Source organism: Streptomyces sp. NPDC057428 (assembly GCF_042803195.1).
Classification (GTDB): domain Bacteria; phylum Actinomycetota; class Actinomycetes; order Streptomycetales; family Streptomycetaceae; genus Streptomyces.
Map to the genome: position 1 here is coordinate 26364 of NZ_JBHVCT010000020.1, position 20732 is coordinate 47095.

At 71.1% G+C, this 20732-nt stretch carries 24 protein-coding genes; 10 read left to right on the plus strand and 14 right to left on the minus strand.

Annotation, left to right across the window (positions count from 1 at the left end):
* Positions 1–4 precede the first annotated feature (4 nt).
* Genes ACFU5K_RS10885 through ACFU5K_RS10895 form a run of 3 tightly spaced genes read right to left on the minus strand, consistent with a single transcriptional unit; the run spans position 5 to position 2528 of the window.
* Positions 5–916, minus strand: a complete 912-nt coding sequence (locus ACFU5K_RS10885; protein ID WP_384059004.1) for a hypothetical protein — start codon at positions 914–916, stop codon at positions 5–7.
* Positions 913–1746 carry a hypothetical protein gene (locus ACFU5K_RS10890; RefSeq protein ID WP_384059007.1) on the minus strand — a complete coding sequence of 278 codons (834 nt, stop codon included), beginning with the start codon at positions 1744–1746 and terminating at the stop codon, positions 913–915. Before ACFU5K_RS10890 ends, ACFU5K_RS10885 begins: the two co-directional genes overlap by 4 nt.
* Entirely contained in the window at positions 1743–2528 is a 786-nt protein-coding gene (locus ACFU5K_RS10895; protein ID WP_384059009.1) for a hypothetical protein, read from the minus strand. The genes ACFU5K_RS10890 and ACFU5K_RS10895 overlap by 4 nt, the downstream gene beginning before the upstream one ends.
* Positions 2529–2652: 124 nt before the next feature.
* Between ACFU5K_RS10895 and ACFU5K_RS10900 the strand changes: the two genes are divergently transcribed.
* The gene (locus ACFU5K_RS10900) at positions 2653–3015 is read left to right on the plus strand and encodes a DsrE family protein (RefSeq protein ID WP_384059012.1); all 363 of its coding nucleotides are present in this window, start codon (positions 2653–2655) and stop codon (positions 3013–3015) included.
* Between the two features lie 19 nt (positions 3016–3034).
* On the opposite strand, the gene ACFU5K_RS10905 is transcribed toward ACFU5K_RS10900, so the two are convergent.
* The 8 genes from ACFU5K_RS10905 to ACFU5K_RS10940 all read right to left on the minus strand — a co-directional run bounded on the left by ACFU5K_RS10905 (position 3035) and on the right by ACFU5K_RS10940 (position 8377).
* Positions 3035–3295 carry a DUF3099 domain-containing protein gene (locus tag ACFU5K_RS10905; protein ID WP_384059015.1) on the minus strand — a complete coding sequence of 87 codons (261 nt, stop codon included), beginning with the start codon at positions 3293–3295 and terminating at the stop codon, positions 3035–3037.
* Positions 3296–3415: 120 nt separating this feature from the next.
* Complete coding sequence (locus ACFU5K_RS10910) at positions 3416–3703, minus strand: DUF1416 domain-containing protein (RefSeq protein WP_014154938.1); 288 nt, start codon at positions 3701–3703, stop codon at positions 3416–3418.
* A 47-nt stretch (positions 3704–3750) separates the two neighbouring features.
* The gene (locus tag ACFU5K_RS10915) at positions 3751–4590 is read right to left on the minus strand and encodes a sulfurtransferase (RefSeq protein ID WP_384059018.1); all 840 of its coding nucleotides are present in this window, start codon (positions 4588–4590) and stop codon (positions 3751–3753) included.
* A gap of 142 nt (positions 4591–4732) precedes the next feature.
* Positions 4733–4813 (minus strand): putative leader peptide, encoded by an 81-nt coding sequence (locus ACFU5K_RS10920; protein WP_350310325.1) that lies wholly within the window; start codon positions 4811–4813, stop codon positions 4733–4735.
* Between the two features lie 250 nt (positions 4814–5063).
* Complete coding sequence (locus ACFU5K_RS10925; RefSeq protein WP_384059021.1) at positions 5064–5759, minus strand: DUF2993 domain-containing protein; 696 nt, start codon at positions 5757–5759, stop codon at positions 5064–5066.
* Between the two features lie 152 nt (positions 5760–5911).
* On the minus strand, positions 5912–7153 hold the full coding sequence (locus ACFU5K_RS10930; RefSeq protein WP_384059024.1) for a hypothetical protein: 1242 nt from the start codon (positions 7151–7153) through the stop codon (positions 5912–5914).
* A 10-nt stretch (positions 7154–7163) separates the two neighbouring features.
* The gene (locus ACFU5K_RS10935) at positions 7164–7418 is read right to left on the minus strand and encodes a MoaD/ThiS family protein (protein ID WP_384059027.1); all 255 of its coding nucleotides are present in this window, start codon (positions 7416–7418) and stop codon (positions 7164–7166) included.
* 41 nt (positions 7419–7459) lie between these two features.
* A complete protein-coding gene (locus tag ACFU5K_RS10940; RefSeq protein ID WP_384059030.1) occupies positions 7460–8377 on the minus strand; it encodes an alpha/beta hydrolase in 918 nt (305 codons plus the stop codon).
* 296 nt (positions 8378–8673) lie between these two features.
* Here ACFU5K_RS10940 and ACFU5K_RS10945 point away from each other — a divergent pair, with 296 nt between their 5' ends.
* The 5 genes from ACFU5K_RS10945 (at position 8674) to ACFU5K_RS10965 (ending at position 14017) form a co-directional block, all read left to right on the plus strand.
* The gene (locus tag ACFU5K_RS10945; protein WP_384059032.1) at positions 8674–9477 is read left to right on the plus strand and encodes a winged-helix domain-containing protein; all 804 of its coding nucleotides are present in this window, start codon (positions 8674–8676) and stop codon (positions 9475–9477) included.
* Between the two features lie 24 nt (positions 9478–9501).
* Positions 9502–10545 carry a LacI family DNA-binding transcriptional regulator gene (locus tag ACFU5K_RS10950; RefSeq protein WP_384059034.1) on the plus strand — a complete coding sequence of 348 codons (1044 nt, stop codon included), beginning with the start codon at positions 9502–9504 and terminating at the stop codon, positions 10543–10545.
* 93 nt (positions 10546–10638) lie between these two features.
* On the plus strand, positions 10639–11736 hold the full coding sequence (locus ACFU5K_RS10955) for a S1C family serine protease (RefSeq protein WP_384059037.1): 1098 nt from the start codon (positions 10639–10641) through the stop codon (positions 11734–11736).
* Positions 11737–11879: 143 nt separating this feature from the next.
* On the plus strand, positions 11880–12611 hold the full coding sequence (locus ACFU5K_RS10960; RefSeq protein WP_384059040.1) for a response regulator transcription factor: 732 nt from the start codon (positions 11880–11882) through the stop codon (positions 12609–12611).
* Entirely contained in the window at positions 12608–14017 is a 1410-nt protein-coding gene (locus ACFU5K_RS10965) for a sensor histidine kinase (RefSeq protein ID WP_384059042.1), read from the plus strand. The genes ACFU5K_RS10960 and ACFU5K_RS10965 overlap by 4 nt, the downstream gene beginning before the upstream one ends.
* 10 nt (positions 14018–14027) lie before the next feature.
* Here the strand turns inward: ACFU5K_RS10965 and ACFU5K_RS10970 are convergent, their stop codons facing one another.
* The 3 genes from ACFU5K_RS10970 to ACFU5K_RS10980 form a co-directional block, all read right to left on the minus strand.
* The gene (locus ACFU5K_RS10970) at positions 14028–14570 is read right to left on the minus strand and encodes a putative toxin-antitoxin system toxin component, PIN family (RefSeq protein ID WP_384059044.1); all 543 of its coding nucleotides are present in this window, start codon (positions 14568–14570) and stop codon (positions 14028–14030) included.
* Between the two features lie 32 nt (positions 14571–14602).
* Complete coding sequence (locus tag ACFU5K_RS10975) at positions 14603–15049, minus strand: helix-turn-helix domain-containing protein (RefSeq protein ID WP_384059047.1); 447 nt, start codon at positions 15047–15049, stop codon at positions 14603–14605.
* Between the two features lie 153 nt (positions 15050–15202).
* Positions 15203–17017, minus strand: a complete 1815-nt coding sequence (locus ACFU5K_RS10980) for a bifunctional metallophosphatase/5'-nucleotidase (protein WP_384059050.1) — start codon at positions 17015–17017, stop codon at positions 15203–15205.
* Between the two features lie 252 nt (positions 17018–17269).
* Between ACFU5K_RS10980 and mshD the strand changes: the two genes are divergently transcribed.
* From mshD to ACFU5K_RS11000, 4 genes are all read left to right on the plus strand, one after another.
* On the plus strand, positions 17270–18193 hold the full coding sequence (gene mshD / locus ACFU5K_RS10985; RefSeq protein WP_384059052.1) for a mycothiol synthase: 924 nt from the start codon (positions 17270–17272) through the stop codon (positions 18191–18193).
* 91 nt (positions 18194–18284) lie between these two features.
* Positions 18285–18692 (plus strand): GntR family transcriptional regulator, encoded by a 408-nt coding sequence (locus tag ACFU5K_RS10990; protein WP_384059055.1) that lies wholly within the window; start codon positions 18285–18287, stop codon positions 18690–18692.
* Positions 18692–19585, plus strand: coding sequence for an ABC transporter ATP-binding protein (locus ACFU5K_RS10995; RefSeq protein WP_384059058.1), 894 nt, complete (start codon positions 18692–18694; stop codon positions 19583–19585). The genes ACFU5K_RS10990 and ACFU5K_RS10995 overlap by 1 nt, the downstream gene beginning before the upstream one ends.
* Positions 19582–20568: a hypothetical protein gene (locus ACFU5K_RS11000; RefSeq protein ID WP_384059061.1), complete on the plus strand. Its 987-nt coding sequence runs from the start codon at positions 19582–19584 to the stop codon at positions 20566–20568. The genes ACFU5K_RS10995 and ACFU5K_RS11000 overlap by 4 nt, the downstream gene beginning before the upstream one ends.
* Positions 20569–20732 lie beyond the last annotated feature (164 nt).

Below are 20732 nucleotides of genomic sequence, written 5' to 3' on the forward strand. Positions count from 1 at the left end.
GCTGTCAGCCCAGGAGCTGGTTCTGCAGGATCAGGGTCTGGTGGAACGGAACGGCTTCCGTGCCCGCCGCACCCTTGCGCGCGTGGACGACGAGGGCGACGGTGTCACCTGCCAGCACGTATGCGTGCCGCACCTGCTCCGGACCGTACGGCTTCGCCTCGGTGTACACGCGGGTCGTGGTGTACTCCACCCCGCCCGAGGCCGGCCAGTCGTCGTCTGTGGCGATGTCGGTGATCCCGGCGAGCGGCTGCGGGTACGACTCGTTGCCGAAGAGCTGGTCCTGGAACTCGGTCGAGTACGCCACCGAGTTGAACTGGAGCAGGTAGACCCGGACCGACGTGCCGTCCGGCATGGTCCAGGCGCGGGCCGCTATGTGCCGGAGCGCGGAGTCCTTCAGCCGCTGGGCGAGAGCGGCCCTGTCGGCCTTCGGGTACTCCGATACGTACTGCGCGGTGGTGACCCAGCCGCCGTCGGCTTTCTCGTCCGCCTTCGCTCCGGCCGGGGCCGGCAGCACCAGGCGCCGCAGATCGGCGTGGTGGACCTCCGCCGCGTTGGCGTCGCTGAACGGGCGCGGCGCGCCGGCCGGCAGGGCGGGCAGGGTCAGCCGGGGATAGTCCCAACGTCCGTCGTCCTCGGTGGCCAGCCCGGGTACGTCGGTGCGCGACATCGAGGTGATGCCCGCGACCGTGCCCGCGCCGAGACCGCCGAGGACCAGCACGGCCGCCGTCCACCGGGCCACGGCCCGCAGCGCCCGGCGCGGCGGCCGGGGCGGAGCCTGCGGGGGATCATCCTGCCGGGGTTCCTGCTGCGGGAGCTCCTGCCGCGGCGGGTCCTGCGGCAACGGAGGCAGGGGCAGCGGGGGGACGTCCTCGACGAGGGCGGCCTCGTCGGTCGGTTCCGCCGTCTTCTCGGTCATACGTACTCCCCCGGGGACGTGATGTGCTCCAGCTGGTCCTTCAGCAGCTCGGCGACGGCGGCCTTGTCGAAGGGCTTGATGCCGGCCGCCGAGACACTGATGCCCAGCTCGCCGTCGTACGCCGTGCAGAACATGTTCTCGATCTCGCTCTTGCTGTCCTTCGGCGTCAGGAAGCACGTGGCCTTGCGCGTCTGACCCTTGATCTTCGGCCCGTCGCGGAAGATGCCGACGGCGTCGAACAGCTCCGCCCGGAAGGTGTGGAGATCCCTGACGGCCTTCTTGTCCTTCATCCGCACGATCTGGGTGTTCACGACCAGGTCATTGGTGTCCGACACGTACGAACGGGCGGCGAGGCCCTGCACGCGGAGCTTGTCCACCCGCTTGTCGAACTCCCGGCGCTGCTTGCCCGCGAGCCCCCGGTTGGCCTGCTTCATCGCGGTGGTGGCCTCCTTGCCGCTGACCTCGCCGTCGTTGCCGAGCTCCTCGACATCGGGCCCGAGCCGGTAGTCGGCGGGAACGGGCAGCAACAGCTTGCTGAGCTCGGTGTCGGTCCGGCCCCGGTCGGTGCCGTCGGCCGGGTCCTTGACGGGCCGCTGCCCGGCCCCGTCCCAGACCGTCGTCGCCACGGTCCGGTCCGCACCGTCGACCGTGATCGTCGTGTACGCGGCCGCGCCCCCGACGCAACCGATCACCAGGACCGCGGGAAGCACGGTGAGCAGGATCCGGCGGACCTTCCCCGGGCGCGCCGGGGCGTCGTCGGGAAGCGGGAGCACGCCGGGCACCTCGGAGGCTTCGGGTGCGTCGGCGGCGGGCGGTATGACGTCGTTCACAGGAGCTCCAGCTGTCGCTCGGCCAGCGTCCGGATGTCCTTCTTGCTGATCGGCCCGGTGTCGAACACGTTGATCTCGACCATGATGTCGCCGCGGTGCATGACGGCCCTGGCCCGGTACAACGGCATGTATCCGGCCTTCCGGGCGACCGGATACAGGTAGTAGCGGCCACTGCCGCTGCCCTTCACCGGATCGCCCTCGTTGCCGGCTCCGTCCTTCTCCCAGGGCATGTACGAGCGCTGGCCGTCGGCGTACGACGACGCCTCGGCGAGCGCCCCGGAGCGGAACTGGACGAGCCGCACGGCGGCCTCGCGGTGCGCGCCCTTCTTCCAGGCAGCGCCCGCGACCCGGCGGATGTCCGACTCCAGGAGGTACTCGAGATGGGAGCCCTCGTCGTTGAATTCCCGCGCGTAACCGTCCACGCTCATCCAGCCGTCGTTCAGCGCGCCCGTGTCCTCGTCGTCGCTCCAGCCGGCCGGCCGCTTCATGATCAGCTTGCGCAGATCACCGTCCGTCCGCACCTGGCGGTCCTGCGAGGCGGGCAGCGGCGCGGGGGCCTTGTCCGCCGGGAGCGCCTTCGCCGGGTAGGCGAGTCCCGCCTGCGACAGCGGGGGCAGGGCGGTCGGCGGCCGCTCGGCCTGGACGCCGTAGCCGACGGCCGTGCCGGCGGAGACGCCGATCAGGGCGGCCGCGGCGATCAGCAGGGCCGTACGTCCGCGACGGCGCGGGTGCACCGCGACGGCCGGGGTGTCGGCGGGCGTGCCGAGAGGCAGGTCGCCCATGGTGTCGTTCTGTTCCAAAAGGGGTCCCCCCAAGAGACCTGGGGCACAGGTTGCGTTACCTGTGCACACAACTGACTCACAGGTCACCGGGGAGGTTGCACATCGAAGGATTACAGTTCGATACATGTCGAAAAAGCTCGTGATCAAGGTGACTGCCGGCGCCGACTCCCCCGAGCGCTGCTCTCAGGCCTTCACCGTGGCGGCCGTCGCCGTCGCCAGCGGGGTCGAGGTGTCGCTCTGGCTGACCGGCGAGTCCGCCTGGTTCGCCCTGCCGGGTCGTGCCGCGGAGTTCGAACTGCCGCACGCCGCACCGCTGCCCGATCTGGTCGACTCGATCCTGGCGGGCGGACGGATCACGCTCTGCTCGCAGTGCGCGGCACGCCGGGACATCGCGGAGAAGGACGTCCTGGAAGGCGTACGGATCGCGGGGGCCCAGGTCTTCGTGCAGGAGGCCATGGCAGACGGCACGCAGGCCCTCGTCTACTGACCAGGACCGCCCCGCGTGATCACCGGCGGCGCTTCCTGCCGTCGAGTTCGTCCCACCAGTCGTCCGACTCCGGGTCACCCGAGGGGTCGTCCCACCACCGGTCCTCCGGGCCCCGCCGGTTGGCCGTCATCGCCGCGACGGGCGGGATGACCGCGGCGACCACGCACATGGCCACGGCAGCGGGCACCGACCACAGACGTACGAACGCCCAGGCGGACACGAAGAGGAAGAGGCATCCGCCCATCATCAGGAAATAGGCGCGCCTGCGCCGCGCGTACATGGCTCCAGACTAGGACCCGGAGCGCGGATCGCATACGGACGGCGCGAAGGGCCGCACCCCTGTCCAGGTGGCGTCCAACCCCCTGGGGTGCGGCCCTCCGGCCGAATGCGCGCGCGTCGGCTACACGGCGATGGCGACCTCGGCGAGGCCACCGGTCTGCGCCACGACCGTACGGTCGGCGGTGCCGCCCGGGACCAAGGCGCGGAGCGTCCAGGTGCCCTCGGCCGCGTAGAAGCGGAACTGGCCGGTCGCCGAGGTCGGGACCTCGGCGGTGAACTCACCGGTCGAGTCCAGCAGCCGGACGTAGCCGGTGACCGGCTCGCCGTCGCGCGTCACACTGCCCTGGATGGTCGTCTCGCCCGGCTTGATCGTCGAAGCGTCGGGGCCGCCGGCCTGTGCTCCACACATGGTGTTCAGTCCTTCTGGTCGGGGTCCTGCTGATCGGTCCTGCGGAATTACTTGTTGGCGCCGAGCTCGATCGGCACGCCCACGAGGGATCCGTACTCGGTCCACGAGCCGTCGTAGTTCTTGACGTTCTCCTGGCCGAGCAGCTCGTGCAGGACGAACCACGTGAGCGCGGAGCGCTCACCGATGCGGCAGTACGCGATGGTGTCCTTCGACAGGTCGACCTGCTCGTCCTCGTAGAGGGCCTTGAGCTCGTCGTCCGACTTGAAGGTGCCGTCGTCGTTGGCGTTCTTCGACCACGGGATGTTGCGGGCGCTCGGCACGTGGCCGGGACGCTGCGACTGCTCCTGCGGAAGGTGCGCGGGGGCGAGCAGCTTGCCGCTGAACTCGTCGGGCGAACGCACGTCGACGAGGTTCAGGCTGCCGATGGCCTTCACGACGTCGTCGCGGTAGGCGCGGATCGACTCGTCCTGCGCCTTGGCCTTGTACTGCGCGGCCGGGCGGGCAGGGACGGCGTCGGTCAGGTCGCGGGAGTCGAGCTCCCACTTCTTGCGGCCGCCGTCGAGCAGGCGGACGTCCTGGTGGCCGTAGAGCTTGAAGTACCAGAAGGCGTAGGAGGCGAACCAGTTGTTGTTGCCGCCGTAGAGGACGACCGTGGTGTCGTTCCCGATGCCCTTCTCCGACAGGAGTTTCTCGAAGCCGGCCTGGTCGATGAAGTCACGGCGGACCGGGTCCTGCAGGTCCTGGGTCCAGTCGATCCGGATCGCGTTCCTGATGTGGTTCTTCTCGTACGCCGAGGTGTCCTCGTCGACCTCGACGATGGCGACCTGCGGGTCGTCGATGTGGGCCTCGACCCAGTCGGCGTCGACCAGAACGTCTGCGCGGCTCATGCGTTTCTCCTCCGGGGCAGTCTGCGGCGGGGTGGTGCTGTGTGCGAGAGGTACGCGGAGTGCCTGCGGCGGGGCGCGTACGGAAGGCACGGGAGTGGCCCTGACGAAGTCGAAGGACCGGGGAAACGGGAGGGGGTCCCGCTCAGAAGGTGCGACAGAGCATGGCGGCGACGCGGCACAGGTCTACTGCCCGCCGCTTCGTGAGGTCCGCCTGTCGCTTCATACGTCCGATCGTAGGGAGGTACGGGCTGAGATGTCACCGCCGTGTCGCATGATGAGACGCGATCGTCCGTTATGCGAGACCCGGAGGGGATCAGACCGCTCCCCGCGCGCGACGACACTCTCCGTGGGCCACCGATGATCTGAGGATCGGACAAGTCCGTCTCAGCATCCGGATCGGCTGCCCGGTCCGCCTCCACGGACCCCTACCCCGGCCCGCCGTCCTCCACGCGCCGCCGAGCCCGCCCGGGCCGTCAGCCGGCGAGCGCGATGTCGGCGCCGCTCATCGAGATCTCCAGGCCGTCCGGCGCGACCTCGATCCTCTCCAGCTTCAGGCCGTCCGGCAGTCCGCCGATGCCCCGCTCGAAGTCGGTCTTCTTCCTGACCAGGCCCTCCAGGCCGGGGATGCCCTCACCCGGCACCTCGTCCGCACGAACCCGGACGGTGTCCCCGTCGACCAAGGTGACGGTGGAGAGCACCGTGCGCGTGACCGTGCGCTCGATCAGGGGGATCCGGACGCTGCCCGTGACCTTGACCTTGCCGTCGCCGCCGTAGGCGACGGTGACACCCTCGTCGGCCGCCTCGGTGAGGGCCGCGTACGGGAGGACGGCCGTCCCGGTCGCCCGGGCGGCCGTCGCGCTCGTGTAGCCGGCGCCCAGGGTCACGTCGCGCAGCTGGGCGCGGATCTCACTGATCCGGATGTCCCGGCCCGCCGCACTGGCCCGGATGTCCTTGACCTTCACATCGACCTCGTCGAGCTGGGAGTCGGCCACCTGGGTCAGGAAGGGGAAACCCTTGATCGAGACGTCGGTCGAACCCGCCTCGACGCCGCCGAAGCCGACCCGGTCAGCCGCCTCGGACTCCGCGAAGTGCACGGCGACACGGTCCGCGGCGACGAAGACGCCGCCCAGGACCACAGCGATGATCAGGAGTATTCGCAGTGCGCGCATGCCTGTTGTTCCCCCACTCGACCGACCGGACCTCTGCAGCACGTGAGCGTACTGGCCGCGGTGCGGCACCCCAGGTGATCGACGAGCGGGATGCCCGGCCGGTTCCCGCCGGGGGCGGGCCAGCCGGGAGACGGCCGAAAACGTCCGTCCGGTCAGGCGATCGCGCGGCCGATCAGATACACGGCCGGGGCCGCGGCCGTGAGCGGCAGCGCCACTCCCGCCGTCATGTGCACGAAGCGGGACGGGTAGTCGTAGCTCGCGACCCGCAGTCCGATCAGCGCGCAGCCACCGGCGGCGAACCCGAGGAGCGCGGCGGATGCCCCGAAGTCCGTGAGGGCTCCGCCGGCCAGTCCGGCACCCGCCGAGGCGAGCAGCGCGACGACGACCGAGAGCGGGCCCGGCAGCGGGAGCGCCCTGGCGAGCACGGCGACCGCGACAGCGATCCCGCCCACGGTCACCGCGTCCGGGACGGCCGCCAGGTGTCCGGCTGCCAGGACGGCGAGGGCGGCGGAAGCGACCGTGGCCGTGAGGCCGTACATCCGCTCGTCGGCGCCGGCGTGGCTGCGGAGCTGAAGGACGAGGGTGAGCAGTACCCAGACGCCCAGCGTCCCGAGGAGGGCTGCGGGTGCGTTGTCCCGGCCCGCGGCGAGCAGGACGACGTCGGCGACGAATCCGCCCGCGAAGGCGAGCGCGATGCCCTGCCTGGCGGGCCACATGCCGTTCAGCCGGAACCAGCCGGCCGCCGTCACGGCCTGGAGCAGGACCAGGGGGGCGAGCAGCGCGTAGGCGCCGATCTCCGCGCCCAGGGCGAGGAGCAGGCCGAGACCCGCCGTGATCGCGGCCGGCTGCATCCCCGGCGCGATGATCGGCGAACGCCCTTCGGCGCGGGCCCGCTGCGCGTCGGTGATCCGGGCGTTCCCCAGGGTGGTCGGCGCGCTGAACCCGGCGCCGTCGGCGGGTGCCGGGGCCGGAGCCGCCACGGGGGCGGACGGCACCTCGGGCGGCAGCGGACCGGCGGCGGGGGCAGGGCCCTGCGCGCGGGCGGTCTGCCGCGCCGGCTGCTGCGGCTGGACGGCGGGCTGGTACTGGGTGTCCCAGGTCTGACCCTGCCAGGTCTGGGTCGCGCCCTCGTCGCCATGGCCCTGGGCACCGGGCTGCTCCGGGTGGGCCACGGGCTGCTGCTGCCCGTACGCGGACTGCCGCTGCCCGTAAGCCGGGTCGTACCCCGGGTCGTAGGGCTGCTGCCCGTACGCGGGGTCGTGGAACTGCTGCCCCGGGGCCTGCGGGCGCTGCTGGTCGCCGTACCCCGGCTGCTGCCCGTACGACGGGCCGTACGGCTGCTGCTGCTGCCCGTACGACGGGTCGTTCGGGTACTGCTGGTCGTTGTCACTCATGGTCTGCGGTTCACCCTCCTGCAAACGGCGGGAGCACCTCGACCGTGCCGCCCTCGGCAAGCCGTACGGTCTCATGCCCGCGCGTCCCGACAGGATTCCCGTCGATGAGGAACGAGCTCCGGAGCAGTACGCGCGTCAGTTCGCCGGGGTGCCGCTCACGCACCCCGTCGAGCGCCTCGGCGAGTGTGTCCGCCGCGTACGGCTCCTCCGCGGTTCCTGCGGCGGCCTTGGCCGCGGCCCAGTAGCGGATCGTTCCCGCTGCCATGGCGGCACCCCTTTCCTCGTGCTCCGGCTGTCCATCATTCATCACACCGACTCCGTCCAGTCGGCGATGCGGTTGAGCAGCTGCTCGTCCGCGGCGTTCTCGGCATGTCCCATTCCGTGTTCCAGCCACAGTTCAGCCCCGTCGCCCGCGGCCCCGGCCAGCATCCGGGGGTGGTCGACCGGGAAGTACGGGTCCCGGTCGCCGTGCACGATCAGGAGGGGCGCGGTGATCAGCGGGACGGCCTCCACCGGCGAGAGCGGCACGGGGTCCCAGTCCTCGCGGTGGATGCGGGTGCGGAAGCCGTAGCGGCCGACGAGCCGGCCCGCGGGGCGGGTGACGACCCAGTGCAGCCGGCGCATGGGAGCGGTGCCCCGGTAGTACCAGCGGGCCGGCGCGCTGACTGCGACCACCACGTCCGTGTGCGCCCCCGCGCGCCCCTCGTGCGCCGAAGTGCGCCTCCCCACCCGTTCAGCTCCCGGCGCACGCTCTTCTTCCGCGACGAATTCACCGGCTTCCGGAGCCGTATACAGAGCGGCGTGCCGGAGTACCACGGAACCGCCCATCGAGAAGCCGACCGTAACGACGCGCCGGTATCCCAGCGACCTCGCCCAGGCGACAGCGGCGGCCAGATCGAGCACTTCCCTGTCGCCCACCGTGGACCGGCCGCCGGACTTTCCGTGACCCCGGAAAGAGAACGTGATCACGGCCGCACGCTGGGCGAACACCCCGGCGGCGCGCAGCACGGCCGGCCGGTCGACGGAGCCGGTGAAACCGTGCGCGAGGACGATCGCCGTCCCCCCGGAGCCACCGTCTCCACGTGCCTCGGCACGCGCCGTACACGGCGTGTACACCGCCTCGATACGGACCCCGTCACCGGTCAGCAACGTGGTGCGCCGGGAGCCGGGCGTGATCGAGGGAACAGAAGAACTCAGGAATCGCCCCTCGGACACAGAACTCATGTGGGCTATTCTGCTGCGAAGAGGATCCGGGCAAAGCAGCCCCCGGGTCCTTTTGTGCTTTAGGCGCGTTGTTACGGCAGCGTTTCCACAAGCTCAGCGGGCCCCGGGCGTGGGACCGCACAGTAAGAACCGTATGACGCCGTCTCGGGTGATGGCCGTACGGGAGTACGAAGCAGTGCCGCATACTCCCCCGGGTCCGACCCGGGAGTGCCCCTCTCGCAGGGAACGAGGAGGACCGACGTAATGGGCGAGCGAACCGTGCACGATCGACCGACGACCCAGGCAGGTGGGCGGCGATGAGTTCACTGCTGCTACTGACGAATGCCCTCCAACCGTCGACGGAGGTGCTCCCCGCCCTCGGCCTCCTGCTGCACAGCGTGCGGGTCGCCCCCGCCGAGGGACCCGCTCTCGTCGACACCCCCGGTGCCGACATCATCCTCATCGACGGGCGCCGCGACCTCCCCCAGGTCCGCTCGCTGTGCCAGCTGCTCCGGTCCACCGGACCCGGCTGTCCGCTGATACTCGTCGTGACGGAGGGCGGCCTCGCAGCCGTCACCGCCGACTGGGGCATCGACGACGTCCTGCTGGACACCGCGGGGCCCGCCGAGGTCGAGGCCCGGCTGCGGCTGGCCACCGGTCGCCAGCAGATCACCTCCGACGACTCCCCCATGGAGATCCGCAACGGCGACCTGTCGGTCGACGAGGCGACGTACAGCGCCAAGCTCAAGGGCCGGGTCCTCGACCTGACCTTCAAGGAGTTCGAACTGCTCAAGTACCTGGCCCAGCACCCCGGCCGGGTCTTCACCCGCGCCCAGCTGCTCCAGGAGGTCTGGGGATACGACTACTTCGGCGGCACGCGCACGGTCGACGTCCACGTACGACGGCTGCGCGCCAAGCTGGGCCCCGAGCACGAGTCACTGATCGGCACCGTCCGCAACGTCGGCTACCGCTTCGTCACCCCCGAGAAGGTGGAGCGGGCGGCCGAGGAGGCGAAGGCCAGGACGGCTTCGAGGCAGGCCGGTGAGGCCTTCAGCCGTTCGGAGCATTCCGCCGATCCCCGGATCGCGGAAGAAGCCCCGGTCCGGCCTGCCGAGCGCTAGGTCGATCCGCGTAGACTGCCGCGCGTGGCCAAGGTGACGCGGGACGATGTGGCGAGACTGGCGGGGACCTCGACAGCGGTCGTCAGCTACGTCATCAACAACGGACCCAGGCCGGTCGCCCCGGCCACGCGCGAGCGGGTGCTCGCCGCGATCAAGGAGCTCGGATACCGGCCCGACCGGGTCGCCCAGGCCATGGCGTCGCGGCGCACCGACCTCATAGGAATGATCGTGCCGGACGCCCGGCAGCCGTTCTTCGCGGAGATGGCCCACGCGGTCGAACAGGCCGCGGCCGAGCGCGGGAAGATGGTCCTCGTCGGCAACTCCGACTATCGCGACGAGCGCGAGGTCCACTATCTGCGGGCCTTCCTCGGCATGCGCGTCTCCGGGCTGATCCTGGTCAGCCAGGGGCCCAGCGAGTGGGCCGCTGCCGAGATAGAGGCATGGGACGCACGGGTCGTGCTGCTGCACGAGCGCCCCGAGGCGATCGACGACGTCGCGGTCGTCACCGACGACATCGGCGGCGCCCAGCTCGCCACCCGCCACCTCCTGGAGCACGGCTACACGTATGTGGCGTGCCTCGGCGGCACGGAGTCGACCCCGGTGGTCGGCGACCCGGTCGCCGACCACATCGAGGGCTGGCGACGGGCCATGCAGGAGGCGGGGCTCCCGACCGAGGGCCGCCTCTTCCACGCCCCGTACAACCGGTACGACGCCTACCAGGTCGCCCTGAAGCTGCTCTCCGGGCCCGACAGGCCCCCGGCGATCTTCTGCTCCACGGACGACCAGGCCATCGGGGTGCTGCGGGCCGCCCGCGAGCTGCGGATCGACGTGCCGGAGGAGCTCGCGGTCGCGGGCTTCGACGACGTGAAGGAAGCGGGGCTGACCGATCCGCCGCTGACGACGGTCTCCTCCGACCGCCCCGCGATGGCACGGGCGGCCGTGGACCTGGTCCTCGACGACTCCCTGCGGGTGTCGGGGTCGCGCCGCGAACGCCTGAAGCAGTTCCCGTCCGCCCTGGTCGTACGCCGCTCGTGCGGCTGCGGGGAGCCGACCGTCATCGCCCGGTAGCCGAGCTCGCCTTATATCGGGCATACACGGTTCTGCCGGGCTTCTCAGGACGTACTCAGGCTGCTCTCATGTTCGCCGCGCACTCTCGTTGACATGACCGACAGCCACCGCCCGAGCGGCGAGTACCCGACGTACCCCTCGAACGGCAACGGTTCGTACGGCAGCGGTGAGGCGGCCTACCCGCCCCCGCCGGCCTACGAGCCCGAGCGGCAGACCTCCGAGTACCCCGCCGCTCACGCCTGGCCGGCCCCGGCGCCCCAGCCCGCTCCGGCCGGTCCGGGCGCCGACGCCCCCAGGTCCGAGCGCCGGGTCAAGCGGCCCGTCGCGCTGCTGGCCGCCGTGGCGATCGCCGCCGCGGCGATCGGCGGCGGCACCGCCACCCTCATCGGCGAGTTCGCGGACGGCGGCTCCACGGCCTCGGGCTCCGGCGGTGTCGTCAACGGCACCACTGTCTCGCAGAGCAGCGCGGGCACCGTCGCCGGAGTGGTCGCCGCCGTGTCGCCGGCCATCGTCGAGATCCGCGCGTCCTCCTCCGCGGGCCAGGCCACGGGGTCCGGAGTCGTCATCACCTCGGGCGGCGAGATCGTCACCAACAACCACGTCGTCTCCGGCGCCTCCACGATCAAGGTCTCGCTCAGCACCGGCAAGACCTACACCGCCGACGTCGTCGGCACCGACGCCGGAAAGGACCTCGCGCTCATCAAGCTCCGGAGCGCGAGCGGCCTGAAGACGGCCACCCTCGGGGACTCCTCCTCCGTGAAGGTCGGCGACCAGGTCGTCGCGATCGGCTCACCCGAGGGCCTCACCGGCACGGTCACCAGCGGCATCGTCTCGGCCCTCGACCGCGACGTCACGGTCGCCAAGGAGGACGGGCAGGACCAGCAGCAACAGCAGGGCGACGGGAACTGGCCGTTCGAATTCGGCGGGCAGCAGTTCAACGGCGACACGGGCTCGTCCAAGACGACGTACAAGGCCCTGCAGACCGACGCCTCGCTCAACCCGGGCAACTCCGGCGGCGCCCTCATCAACATGAACGGCGAGATCATCGGCATCAACTCGGCGATTTTCTCGCCCAGTTCGGCCGAGTCCACGGGCAGTTCGGCCGCGGGCAGCGTGGGTCTCGGATTCGCCATCCCGGTCAACACCGTCAAGTCCGACCTCAACACCCTGCGCGCGGGCGGCGGCTCCTGACGAGGAGGTCCCCCATGAAGCCCGGCACCTGAACCCCCGCACCGGCCGCCACCGGCCCGGCCGCGCGACGCCGCCGGGCAGCCGTGCGAGGCTGAGAGCCCCGCACACGGACCCCGTACGACCAGGAAGAGGACGAAGAAGCGATGAGCCCCGCCGAAGACGATCCGCAGCGCGTCCTGATCGTCGACGACGAGCCCGCCGTGCGCGAGGCCCTGCAGCGCAGCCTCGCCTTCGAGGGCTACGGCACCGAGGTCGCCGTGGACGGCTACGACGCCCTGGCCAAGTCGGAGTCCTACGCCCCCGACCTGATCGTCCTGGACATCCAGATGCCGCGCATGGACGGCCTCACCGCCGCCCGCCGCATCCGGTCGACCGGATCGACCACGCCGATCCTGATGCTCACCGCCCGCGACACCGTCGGCGACCGGGTCACCGGCCTCGACGCGGGCGCCGACGACTACCTCGTCAAACCCTTCGAGCTGGACGAACTGTTCGCCCGCATCCGCGCCCTGCTGCGCCGCAGCTCCTACACCGTCGCGGCGGGCGGCCCCCTCCCCGACGACGACGTACTGTCCTTCGCCGACCTGCGCATGGACCTGAACACCCGCGAGGTCACCCGCGGCACCCGCCGGGTCGAGCTGACCCGCACGGAGTTCACGCTGCTGGAGATGTTCCTGGCCCACCCCCGGCAGGTGCTGACGCGCGAGCAGATCCTCAAGGCCGTGTGGGGCTTCGACTTCGAGCCCAGCTCCAACTCCCTGGACGTGTACGTGATGTACCTGCGCCGCAAGACGGAGGCGGGCGGCGAACCGCGCCTGGTCCACACGGTGCGCGGCGTCGGCTACGCCCTGCGCTCCGGCGGCGGTGACGGGTGACCGGCCTCCCCCGTCGGCTCCGCACCCTGCCACTGCGCTCCCGGCTCGCGCTGCTGGTGGCGGCGGCGGTGGCGGTCGCGGTCGCGGCGGTCGCGGCGTCCTGCTGGTTCGTGACGCGGGACCAGCTGGAGCAGCAGCTGGACGCCTCGCTGCGCGGCTCCCCGACGGTCGACAGGTCCCTCGTCAGCGAACTGCTCGCCAGCTGCCAGGGCGCCGGCCGCGGTCCGCGCCGGCCACCGGGCTCCTACACCCTGCAGATCATCGACGCGGCCGGGACGGTGTGCGCGAGCCCGGGGACGACCCGCGTCTCGCCCACCGACGAAGACCTGGCCGTGGCGGCGGGCAAACGGCAGGACGCACTGCACTCGGGCACCGACGCCGACGGCGAGAAGATGCGGATCTACACCTACGGCCTGGAGCTGCGCCCGTCCGGTCAGCTGTACGCCGTGTCGGTGGCCCGCGCCGAGAGGGAGGTCACCGACCCGCTCTCCACCCTCGCCTGGGTGCTGCTCCTCGTCTCCGGCATCGGCGTCGTCGGCGCGGGCGCGGCCGGGCTCTGGATCGCCCGCACCGGTCTGCGCCCGGTCGACGACCTCGCGCACGCCGTCGCGCACGTGGCGGAGACCGAGGACCTGACCGTACGGATCCCCGCCGAGGGCGAGGACGAGATCGCCCGGCTCTCCCGGTCCTTCAACTCCATGACGAGCTCGCTGGCCACCTCGCGCGACCGCCAGTCCCAGCTCATCGCGGACGCCGGACACGAGCTGCGCACCCCGCTCACCTCCCTGCGTACGAACATCGAACTCCTCGTCCGCAGCGACGAGACGGGCCGTGCGATCCCGCCCGAGGACCGCAGGGCCCTGATGTCCTCGGTGAAGGCGCAGATGACGGAGCTGGCCGCCCTCATCGGCGACCTCCAGGAGCTCTCCCGCCCCGACGCCGCCCAGCCGGGCCCGCTCCAGGTCGTCGCACTGCACGACATCACCCGTACCGCTCTGCAACGCGCACGGCTACGCGGCCCCGAGCTCACCATCACGGCCGACCTCGCCCCCTGGTACGTCCGCGCCGAACCCGCGGCCCTGGAGCGCGCCGTGGTCAACGTCCTGGACAACGCGGTGAAGTTCAGCCCGTCCGGCGGCACGATCGAGGTGGTCCTGCACCGGGGTGAGCTGACGGTCCGGGACCACGGCCCCGGCATCCCCGCCGAGGACCTGCCGCACGTCTTCGAACGCTTCTGGCGCTCCCCCTCGGCCCGCCAGCTCCCCGGCTCCGGCCTCGGCCTGTCCATCGTGGCCCGCACCGTGCAGCAGGCGGGCGGCGAGATCGCCCTGACCCCGGCGGACGGTGGCGGCACCACGGCCACGATCCGGTTGCCGGGGGCCCCTCAGCCGCCGCCTGGGCGGTGACCGGACCGGGTCAGAGGCGCCTGCGGAACTCCGCAGCGAACTGCGAGGCCCCGCCGGCGTCGAGCCGGTCCAGGAGCCCGTGCATGTCGTGCGGCTCACGACGGTAACGGCTGACCTGTACCCGCAGGACCGAGTTCACCTCCGCCGGGGCGAGGTCGAGCAGATCCAACAGGAAGTCGTCCGGGCGCAACACTTCGATCTCGTAGGGATCCGAAGCCACCCGAGGGAAGTCCTTGACGTTCAGTGTCACGACGTCTTTGGCTTGCCCGCGCACAGCTGCCGCCAGCACATGCTGGTCCTTGGGATCATTCGCCATGGCCGGCATGAGCGCTTCGTATCCGGATACGAGGCTGTCGGGAAAAGTGCCCGCCATGGCATCGACGAGCCCTTTGGCTTTGACGTCCCCGATCCGTTCAGCGACGTTCCGGGTCAACTCGTCCAGGATGTCGGGTGACCAGAGGGGCTCGTACAGTTCGGCCTCCGCGAGGCGCAGAAGTGTGTCCCTGAGGTAGTTCGGAAAGAGGACACATGTGTCCAGGACGACGCGCTGCACATCGCTCCAGTCGACTCGGCGGAATCAGGGGATCAGTTGTCGTACAAGCCTGCGTCCTCGGTCAGTTCGGCCAGCCGGTCCAGGCCGCTGCTGCGTCGCGTGCGGCGTTTCTCCTTGTAGGCGAGCACATCGGCCAGCAGCACCCGACGGTGTCTGCCGGGACGCGAGAACGGGATGCTTCCCTCGTCGAGGATCTTCACGAGGGTCGGTCGGCTCACCCCGAGCAGGTCGGCCGCCTCTTGGGTGGTGAGCGTGGTGTTCACAGGGGCGACGGTCACGGCCTTGCCTTCCGACAACGCCCTCACCACGACGACGAGTGCCTCGTAGACCTCCGAGGGCAGTGTGCGCGTGCTGCCGTCGGGGCCTCGCAGCAGTGCGGGCTCGGCAGCTTGCGGCGTCCGGTCGAGGAAGGCGCAGAGTTCGGCGATCTCTGCACGGTGCTCAGGCAGCAGAGTGCGGTCTTCAGTGGTGCCGTGCATGGCTCTGTCTCCTTTGAGAGTCCCATCAGCATGGCACAATTCGAAAGAAACGCAAGCGGATCTGTTTCGACACCGCCGGGGGACCGGAGCGGGAACGCCAGCGGGGCGGCGGGCCCAGCCGGCCCACCGCCCCGCCCCGTCATGTCCTGCCCGCTACTGCACGACCGTGATCCGGTCCGTGGCCGGCGGGGCCAGCGGCGCGGAGGCCGTGGAGTGCGCCGCCAGGTAGGCGTTGAACAGGTCCAGGTCGGACGGGCCGACCAGCTTGTTCGTGCCCTGGCCGAGGGCCGCGAAGCCGTCGCCGCCGCCCGCGAGGAACTCGTTCATCGCGACGCGGTAGGTCTTCGCCGGGTCGATCGCCTCACCGTTCAGCAGGATCGAGGAGGCGACCACCCGGTCGGCGCCCGCCTTCGTCATGTCCAGCGTGTAGGTGAGGCCCTTCGAGACCTGGAGGATCTTCGGGGACGCCGCGTTGGAGCCGCTGACCTGCTGCTGGAGGGCGGCGACGAGCTGCGCTCCGGTGAGGTCGACGACGTTCATCATGTTGGTGAACGGCTGGACGGTGAACGCCTCGCCGTACGTCACCACTCCGTCGCCCTCACTGCCGGACGCCGAGTACACCAGGTCCGAGCGGATACCGCCCGGGTTCATGAACGCGACGACCGCGCCGCCCTTGTCAGCCGGGGCCAGGCCCTCCAGCTGGGCGTCGGCGATCAGGTTGCCGAGCGGCTTCTCGGGGGCCGTGGAGCCGCGGCCGTTGATGTCCGCGGAGATGAAGCCCTGCGGCCGGCTCGCGATCGGGGCGGCCAGCGTGTTCCAGCGGGCGATCAGCGCGGTCATGTCGGTGGCCTTGGCCTGGTCCCGGCTGACGATGTGGTTCGCCGACTTCACCGACGTGCGGACGATGTCCCTCGTGCGGCGGTCGTAGGTGAGCGTCGTGTCCGTGTAGAGCTTGCCGAACGACGACGCCGAGGTGACCATGCGCGGCTTGCCGGAGGGGTCCGGGACCGTACACACGTACGCCTGGTGGGTGTGACCGGTGACCAGGGCGTCGACCTTGGACGTGATGCCCTTGGCGATGTCGGCGATCGGGCCCGAGATACCGTCACCCGCACCGGGGCTGTCGCAGTCGTAGTTGTACGAGGAGGAGGCCGGGGAGCCGCCCTCGTGGATGAGCGCGACGATGGACTTGACGCCCTGCCGGTCCAGCTCCTTGGCGTACTTGTTGACGGTCTCGATCTCGTCGTGGAACTCGAGGCCCTTGACACCGTTCGCCGTGACGATGTTCGGCGTGCCCTCCAGGGTCACCCCGATGAAGCCGATCTTTACGCCGTTCTTCTTCCAGACCGTGTACGGCTTGAGGATCGGCCTGCCGGACTTCTCGCTCGTCACATTGGCCGCGAGGTAGGGGAAGTCCGCGCCCTTGAACTTCTTTCCCTTCTCGTAGCAGCCCTCGACGGGGTGGCATCCGCCGTTCTGCAGGCGGCCCAGCTCGGTGGCTCCCTCGTCGAACTCGTGGTTGCCGACGGCCGTCACGTCGAGGTCGAGCCCGTTGAGCGCCTCGATGGTCGGCTCGTCGTGGAAGAGTCCCGACAGCAGCGGGCTCGCGCCCACCATGTCGCCGCCGGCCGCGGTGACGGAGTACGGGTGCCCCTTGCGCGCGGTGCGCAGCGAGGTCGCGAGGTACTCGACGCCACCGGCCGGAACCGACTTCACCGTGCCGTCGGCCTGCTTCTCGGTGACCGTACCGGCCGAACCGGCGGGCGGCTCGAGGTTGCCGTGGAGGTCGTTGAAGGAGAGCAGCTGCACGTCGACGGTGCGGGGCTGGTGGTGGCCGTGACCGTGGTCGTGTCCGTGGCCCTGGGCACCGGCCGGCACCGCGGCGACGAGTGCGCCCACCGTGGCCAGTCCGGCCGCGGCGGAGAGCACCCGCCGGGAGGCACGGTTCTTCTGTGAGGTCGCTGACATCGTTCCCCTTGTGAGTTCAGCGGGAGGGTGGTGAGTGGCGGTGTGACACGCCTGGGATCCTGCTGCCGCAGCCTAGGGTCAACGCGCGTAGCGCGACAGGTGTCCGGGGTTACGAACTGGTTGCCGCGTGGTCGCAAGGGGGTCGATCACCCGCAGGGCGCACATATCCGAGCAGAAACGTCACGGTGCGCTCGCGAGACCGTGCACCGCCGTGCCCCCGGACGCCGGTCCCGTCCCCGTACGCTCGTACCCATGACGACTGACGCACCCCTCCCCGCCCCCGGACGCGAGATCGAGACCCTCGACGTGCTCACCACCGAGCAGGCCGACGCCGTCCTCGCCCTTCTCGGCGAGGCCGCCGCGACCGACGGCCGGCAGGCCGTCTCCGAGCAGGGGCGGCTGCAGTTGAGGGGCGGGCACCGCGAGGGCGTCCGGCACTTCCTGCTCAGTGCGGACGGTGAGTTGGCCGGATACGCACAGCTGGAGGACACCGATCCCGTGGAGGCCCCAGCCGCTGAGCTGGTCGTGCACCCCTCATACCGGGGCCGGGGGCACGGCCGCGCCCTGGGAGCCGCCCTCCTCGGCGCGACCGGGAAGCGGCTGCGGGTCTGGGCGCACGGCGGCAAGTCCGCGGCACGGCACCTCGCACAGGTCCTCGGCCTCTCACTCTTCCGCGAACTTCGCCAGCTGCGACGCCCGTTGGGCTCCCTCGACATCCCCGAGCCGGCCCTCCCGCCGGGCGTCACCGTCCGCACCTTCGTGCCGGGCCAGGACGACGCCGCCTGGCTCGCCGTGAACAGCGCCGCGTTCGCGCACCACCCCGAGCAGGGTTCCCTCACCCAGCGGGACCTCGACGACCGCAAGGCCGAACCCTGGTTCGACCCCAAGGGCTTCTTCCTGGCCGAGCGTGACGGCGAGATCATCGGCTTCCACTGGACGAAGGTGCACGCCGAGGACGACCTCGGCGAGGTCTACGTCGTCGGCATCCTGCCCGACGCCCAGGGTGGCGGCCTGGGCAAGGCACTGACCGCGATCGGCCTGCGCCATCTGTCCGCCCAGGGCCTGCCGACGGCGATGCTCTACGTCGACGCGGACAACCCGGCGGCGCTGTCGGTGTACGAGCGGATGGGCTTCGCCACGCACGAGGTCGACCTGATGTACCGCACCGAGTCCTGAGTCCGGCAACACCCCGAGGGGCGGCGCCACTTGACGTCGCCCCTCCCTTACGACACCCTTTCACTATTACCTTAGTGAAAGGGTGGTGAACATGGCAGAGTCCGCAGCGGTCGAGTACCGCATCGACCGGCGCAGCGGGGTCTCCACCTATCTCCAGATCGTGCAGCAGACCAAGCAGGCGCTCCGCCTGGGTGTGCTGGAGCCGGGCGACCGGCTGCCCACGGCCCGCGAGGTCGTCGAGGCCACGGCCATCAATCCCAACACCGTGCTCAAGGCCTACCGCGAACTGGAGCGCGAGGGCCTCGTCGAAGGCCGCCGCGGCCTCGGCACCTTCGTCCGCCGCACCCTCGGCAGCGCCGCGGTCACCACTGACCCGCCGCTGCGGGCCGAGCTCTCCGAGTGGGCCCGCCGGGCCCGCGCCGCGGGACTGGAGAAGGACGACGTGAGCGCACTCTTCACCGACGTACTCGACAGCACGTTCAAGGGGGACCAGCACTGATGACAGGCGCCGCGATCGAGGCGAACGGCCTCGGCATGACCTACGGGCGCAAACGCGGGTGGGCGCTGCGCGACTGCTCGTTCCGGCTGCCCGCCGGCCGGATCTGCGCCCTGGTTGGGCCCAACGGTGCCGGGAAGTCCACCCTGCTCGCCCTCGCGTCGGGCCTGCTCCGGCCGGCCGAGGGATCGGTGCGGGTGCTCGGCTCGACCCCCGCCGATGCCCGCCCGCGCATCGCGTACGTGGCACAGGACAAGCCCCTGTACCCGCAGCTCACCGTGGGCGACACCCTGTGGGCCGGGGCCGAGCTCAACCCCGCGACCTGGGACCGGGCGGCCGCCGACCGGATCGCCGGGCCACTCCCCCAGGACGCGAAGGTCAGGGCGCTCTCCGGCGGGCAGCGCACCCGGCTCGCCCTCGCGCTGGCGCTGGGCAAACGGCCCGAACTGCTGTTGCTGGACGAGCCGATGGCCGACCTCGACCCGCTCGCCCGCCACCAGCTGATGGGCGTCCTGATGGCGGAGGCCGCCGAGCACGGCACCACCATCGTGATGTCGTCGCACATCCTCACCGAGCTGGAGGGCGCCTGCGACTACCTCCTGCTCGTCGACGGCGGCCGGGTCCGGCTCGGAGGCGAGAGCGAGGACATCGTCGCCGCGCACGCCGTGCTCACCGGCCAGGTACGCGACCTCGCCCCGCACACGGTCGTCGAGTCGCGCACGGCGGGGCGTCAGCTCACCGCACTCGTACGGAGGGAGGGCTCGGTGGACCGCACCGCCTGGGACGTGACGGAGCCGTCCCTGGAGGAGCTGCTGCTCGCGCACCTCCGCTCCCCGGACGCCCCGGTCCTGCTCACCCCGAGCGCCGAGAACCACGAGAAGGCGGCCGCGATATGAGCACCCTCACCCAGCCGCGCCCCTCGCTGCGTGGTCCGGCCCGGGTTGTGCTGCGCCAGCACCGGTGGACGTTGTGGATCGCGGGCGGGCTCGCCCTCGTCGCACTCCTCGGCCTGATCGCCCTCGCCCTGCGGTCGTCCCACGTCGCCGAGGTCTTCGCGGCGAGCGACTGCCCGGTCGACGGAGGAGCGGGACGCCGGTGCGACCAGACGGCGCGCAACTACCTGGACAGCATGTTCACGTACCGAAGGGTTCTCGACGGCTTCGCCTTGGCCCTGATGGCTCTGCCCGCGCTCCTCAGCGGATTCGTCGCCGGACCGATGATCGCCCGGGAACTTGAGACCGGCACCTTCAGGTTGTCCTGGACCCAGTCGGTGTCACCCGCGCGCTGGCTCGCCGCCAAGCTCGCCGTGCCTGCCGCACTCATCCTGGCCGGGACCGTCGCACTGTCCGCCGGTCTCCACTGGGCGCGGTCCGGCCCGGCTGTTCCCTATCCGGTCGAGTGGTACTCGATGCCCGTCTTCACCACCACGGGCACGGTACTTGCCGGCCACATCATGTTCGGGCTCTGCGTCGGAGCCCTCATCGGAATTCTGGTCCGCCGCACGCTCCTCGCACTGGCACTGACCGTCTTCGTCACTGGCGTCGTGGGCGTGTCCTTCGCCGGCCTCCGCGCCCGCCTGTGGCCCCCGAGCACGGTGACCGGCGCCAACCTGGACGTGCGCGAGAACATCTGGTGGGTGGAGACGGGCCACCTCACCGGCAACGGCGAGCGGGTGTCACAGGGCCCGTGCGACCAGGCCATGTCCGAAGGCGACCGGGCCCGGTGCTTCGCCGAGCACGACATCACCGGCCATTACCTCGACTATCACCCCGCCTCCCACTTCTGGCCGCTCCAGCTCGTCGAGACCGGCATCCTGCTCGCCCTCGCGACCCTGGCCCTCGCGCTCGCCTTCCGAGTCCTGCGCCGCCGAACCGGCTGAGCGCGCCCCCCTGCCCGGGCCCGGGGGAGGCCCAGGCAGGGGGTTCACCCACCGTCACCGGTGCGGCACCGCAGCCACACCGCTTCCTGTACGTCATGTCGCCGTTACCGGCCATTCAGAAGGGCTTGCGACCCTCACGGGATGCAGCCAGCTCTGCCCACCCC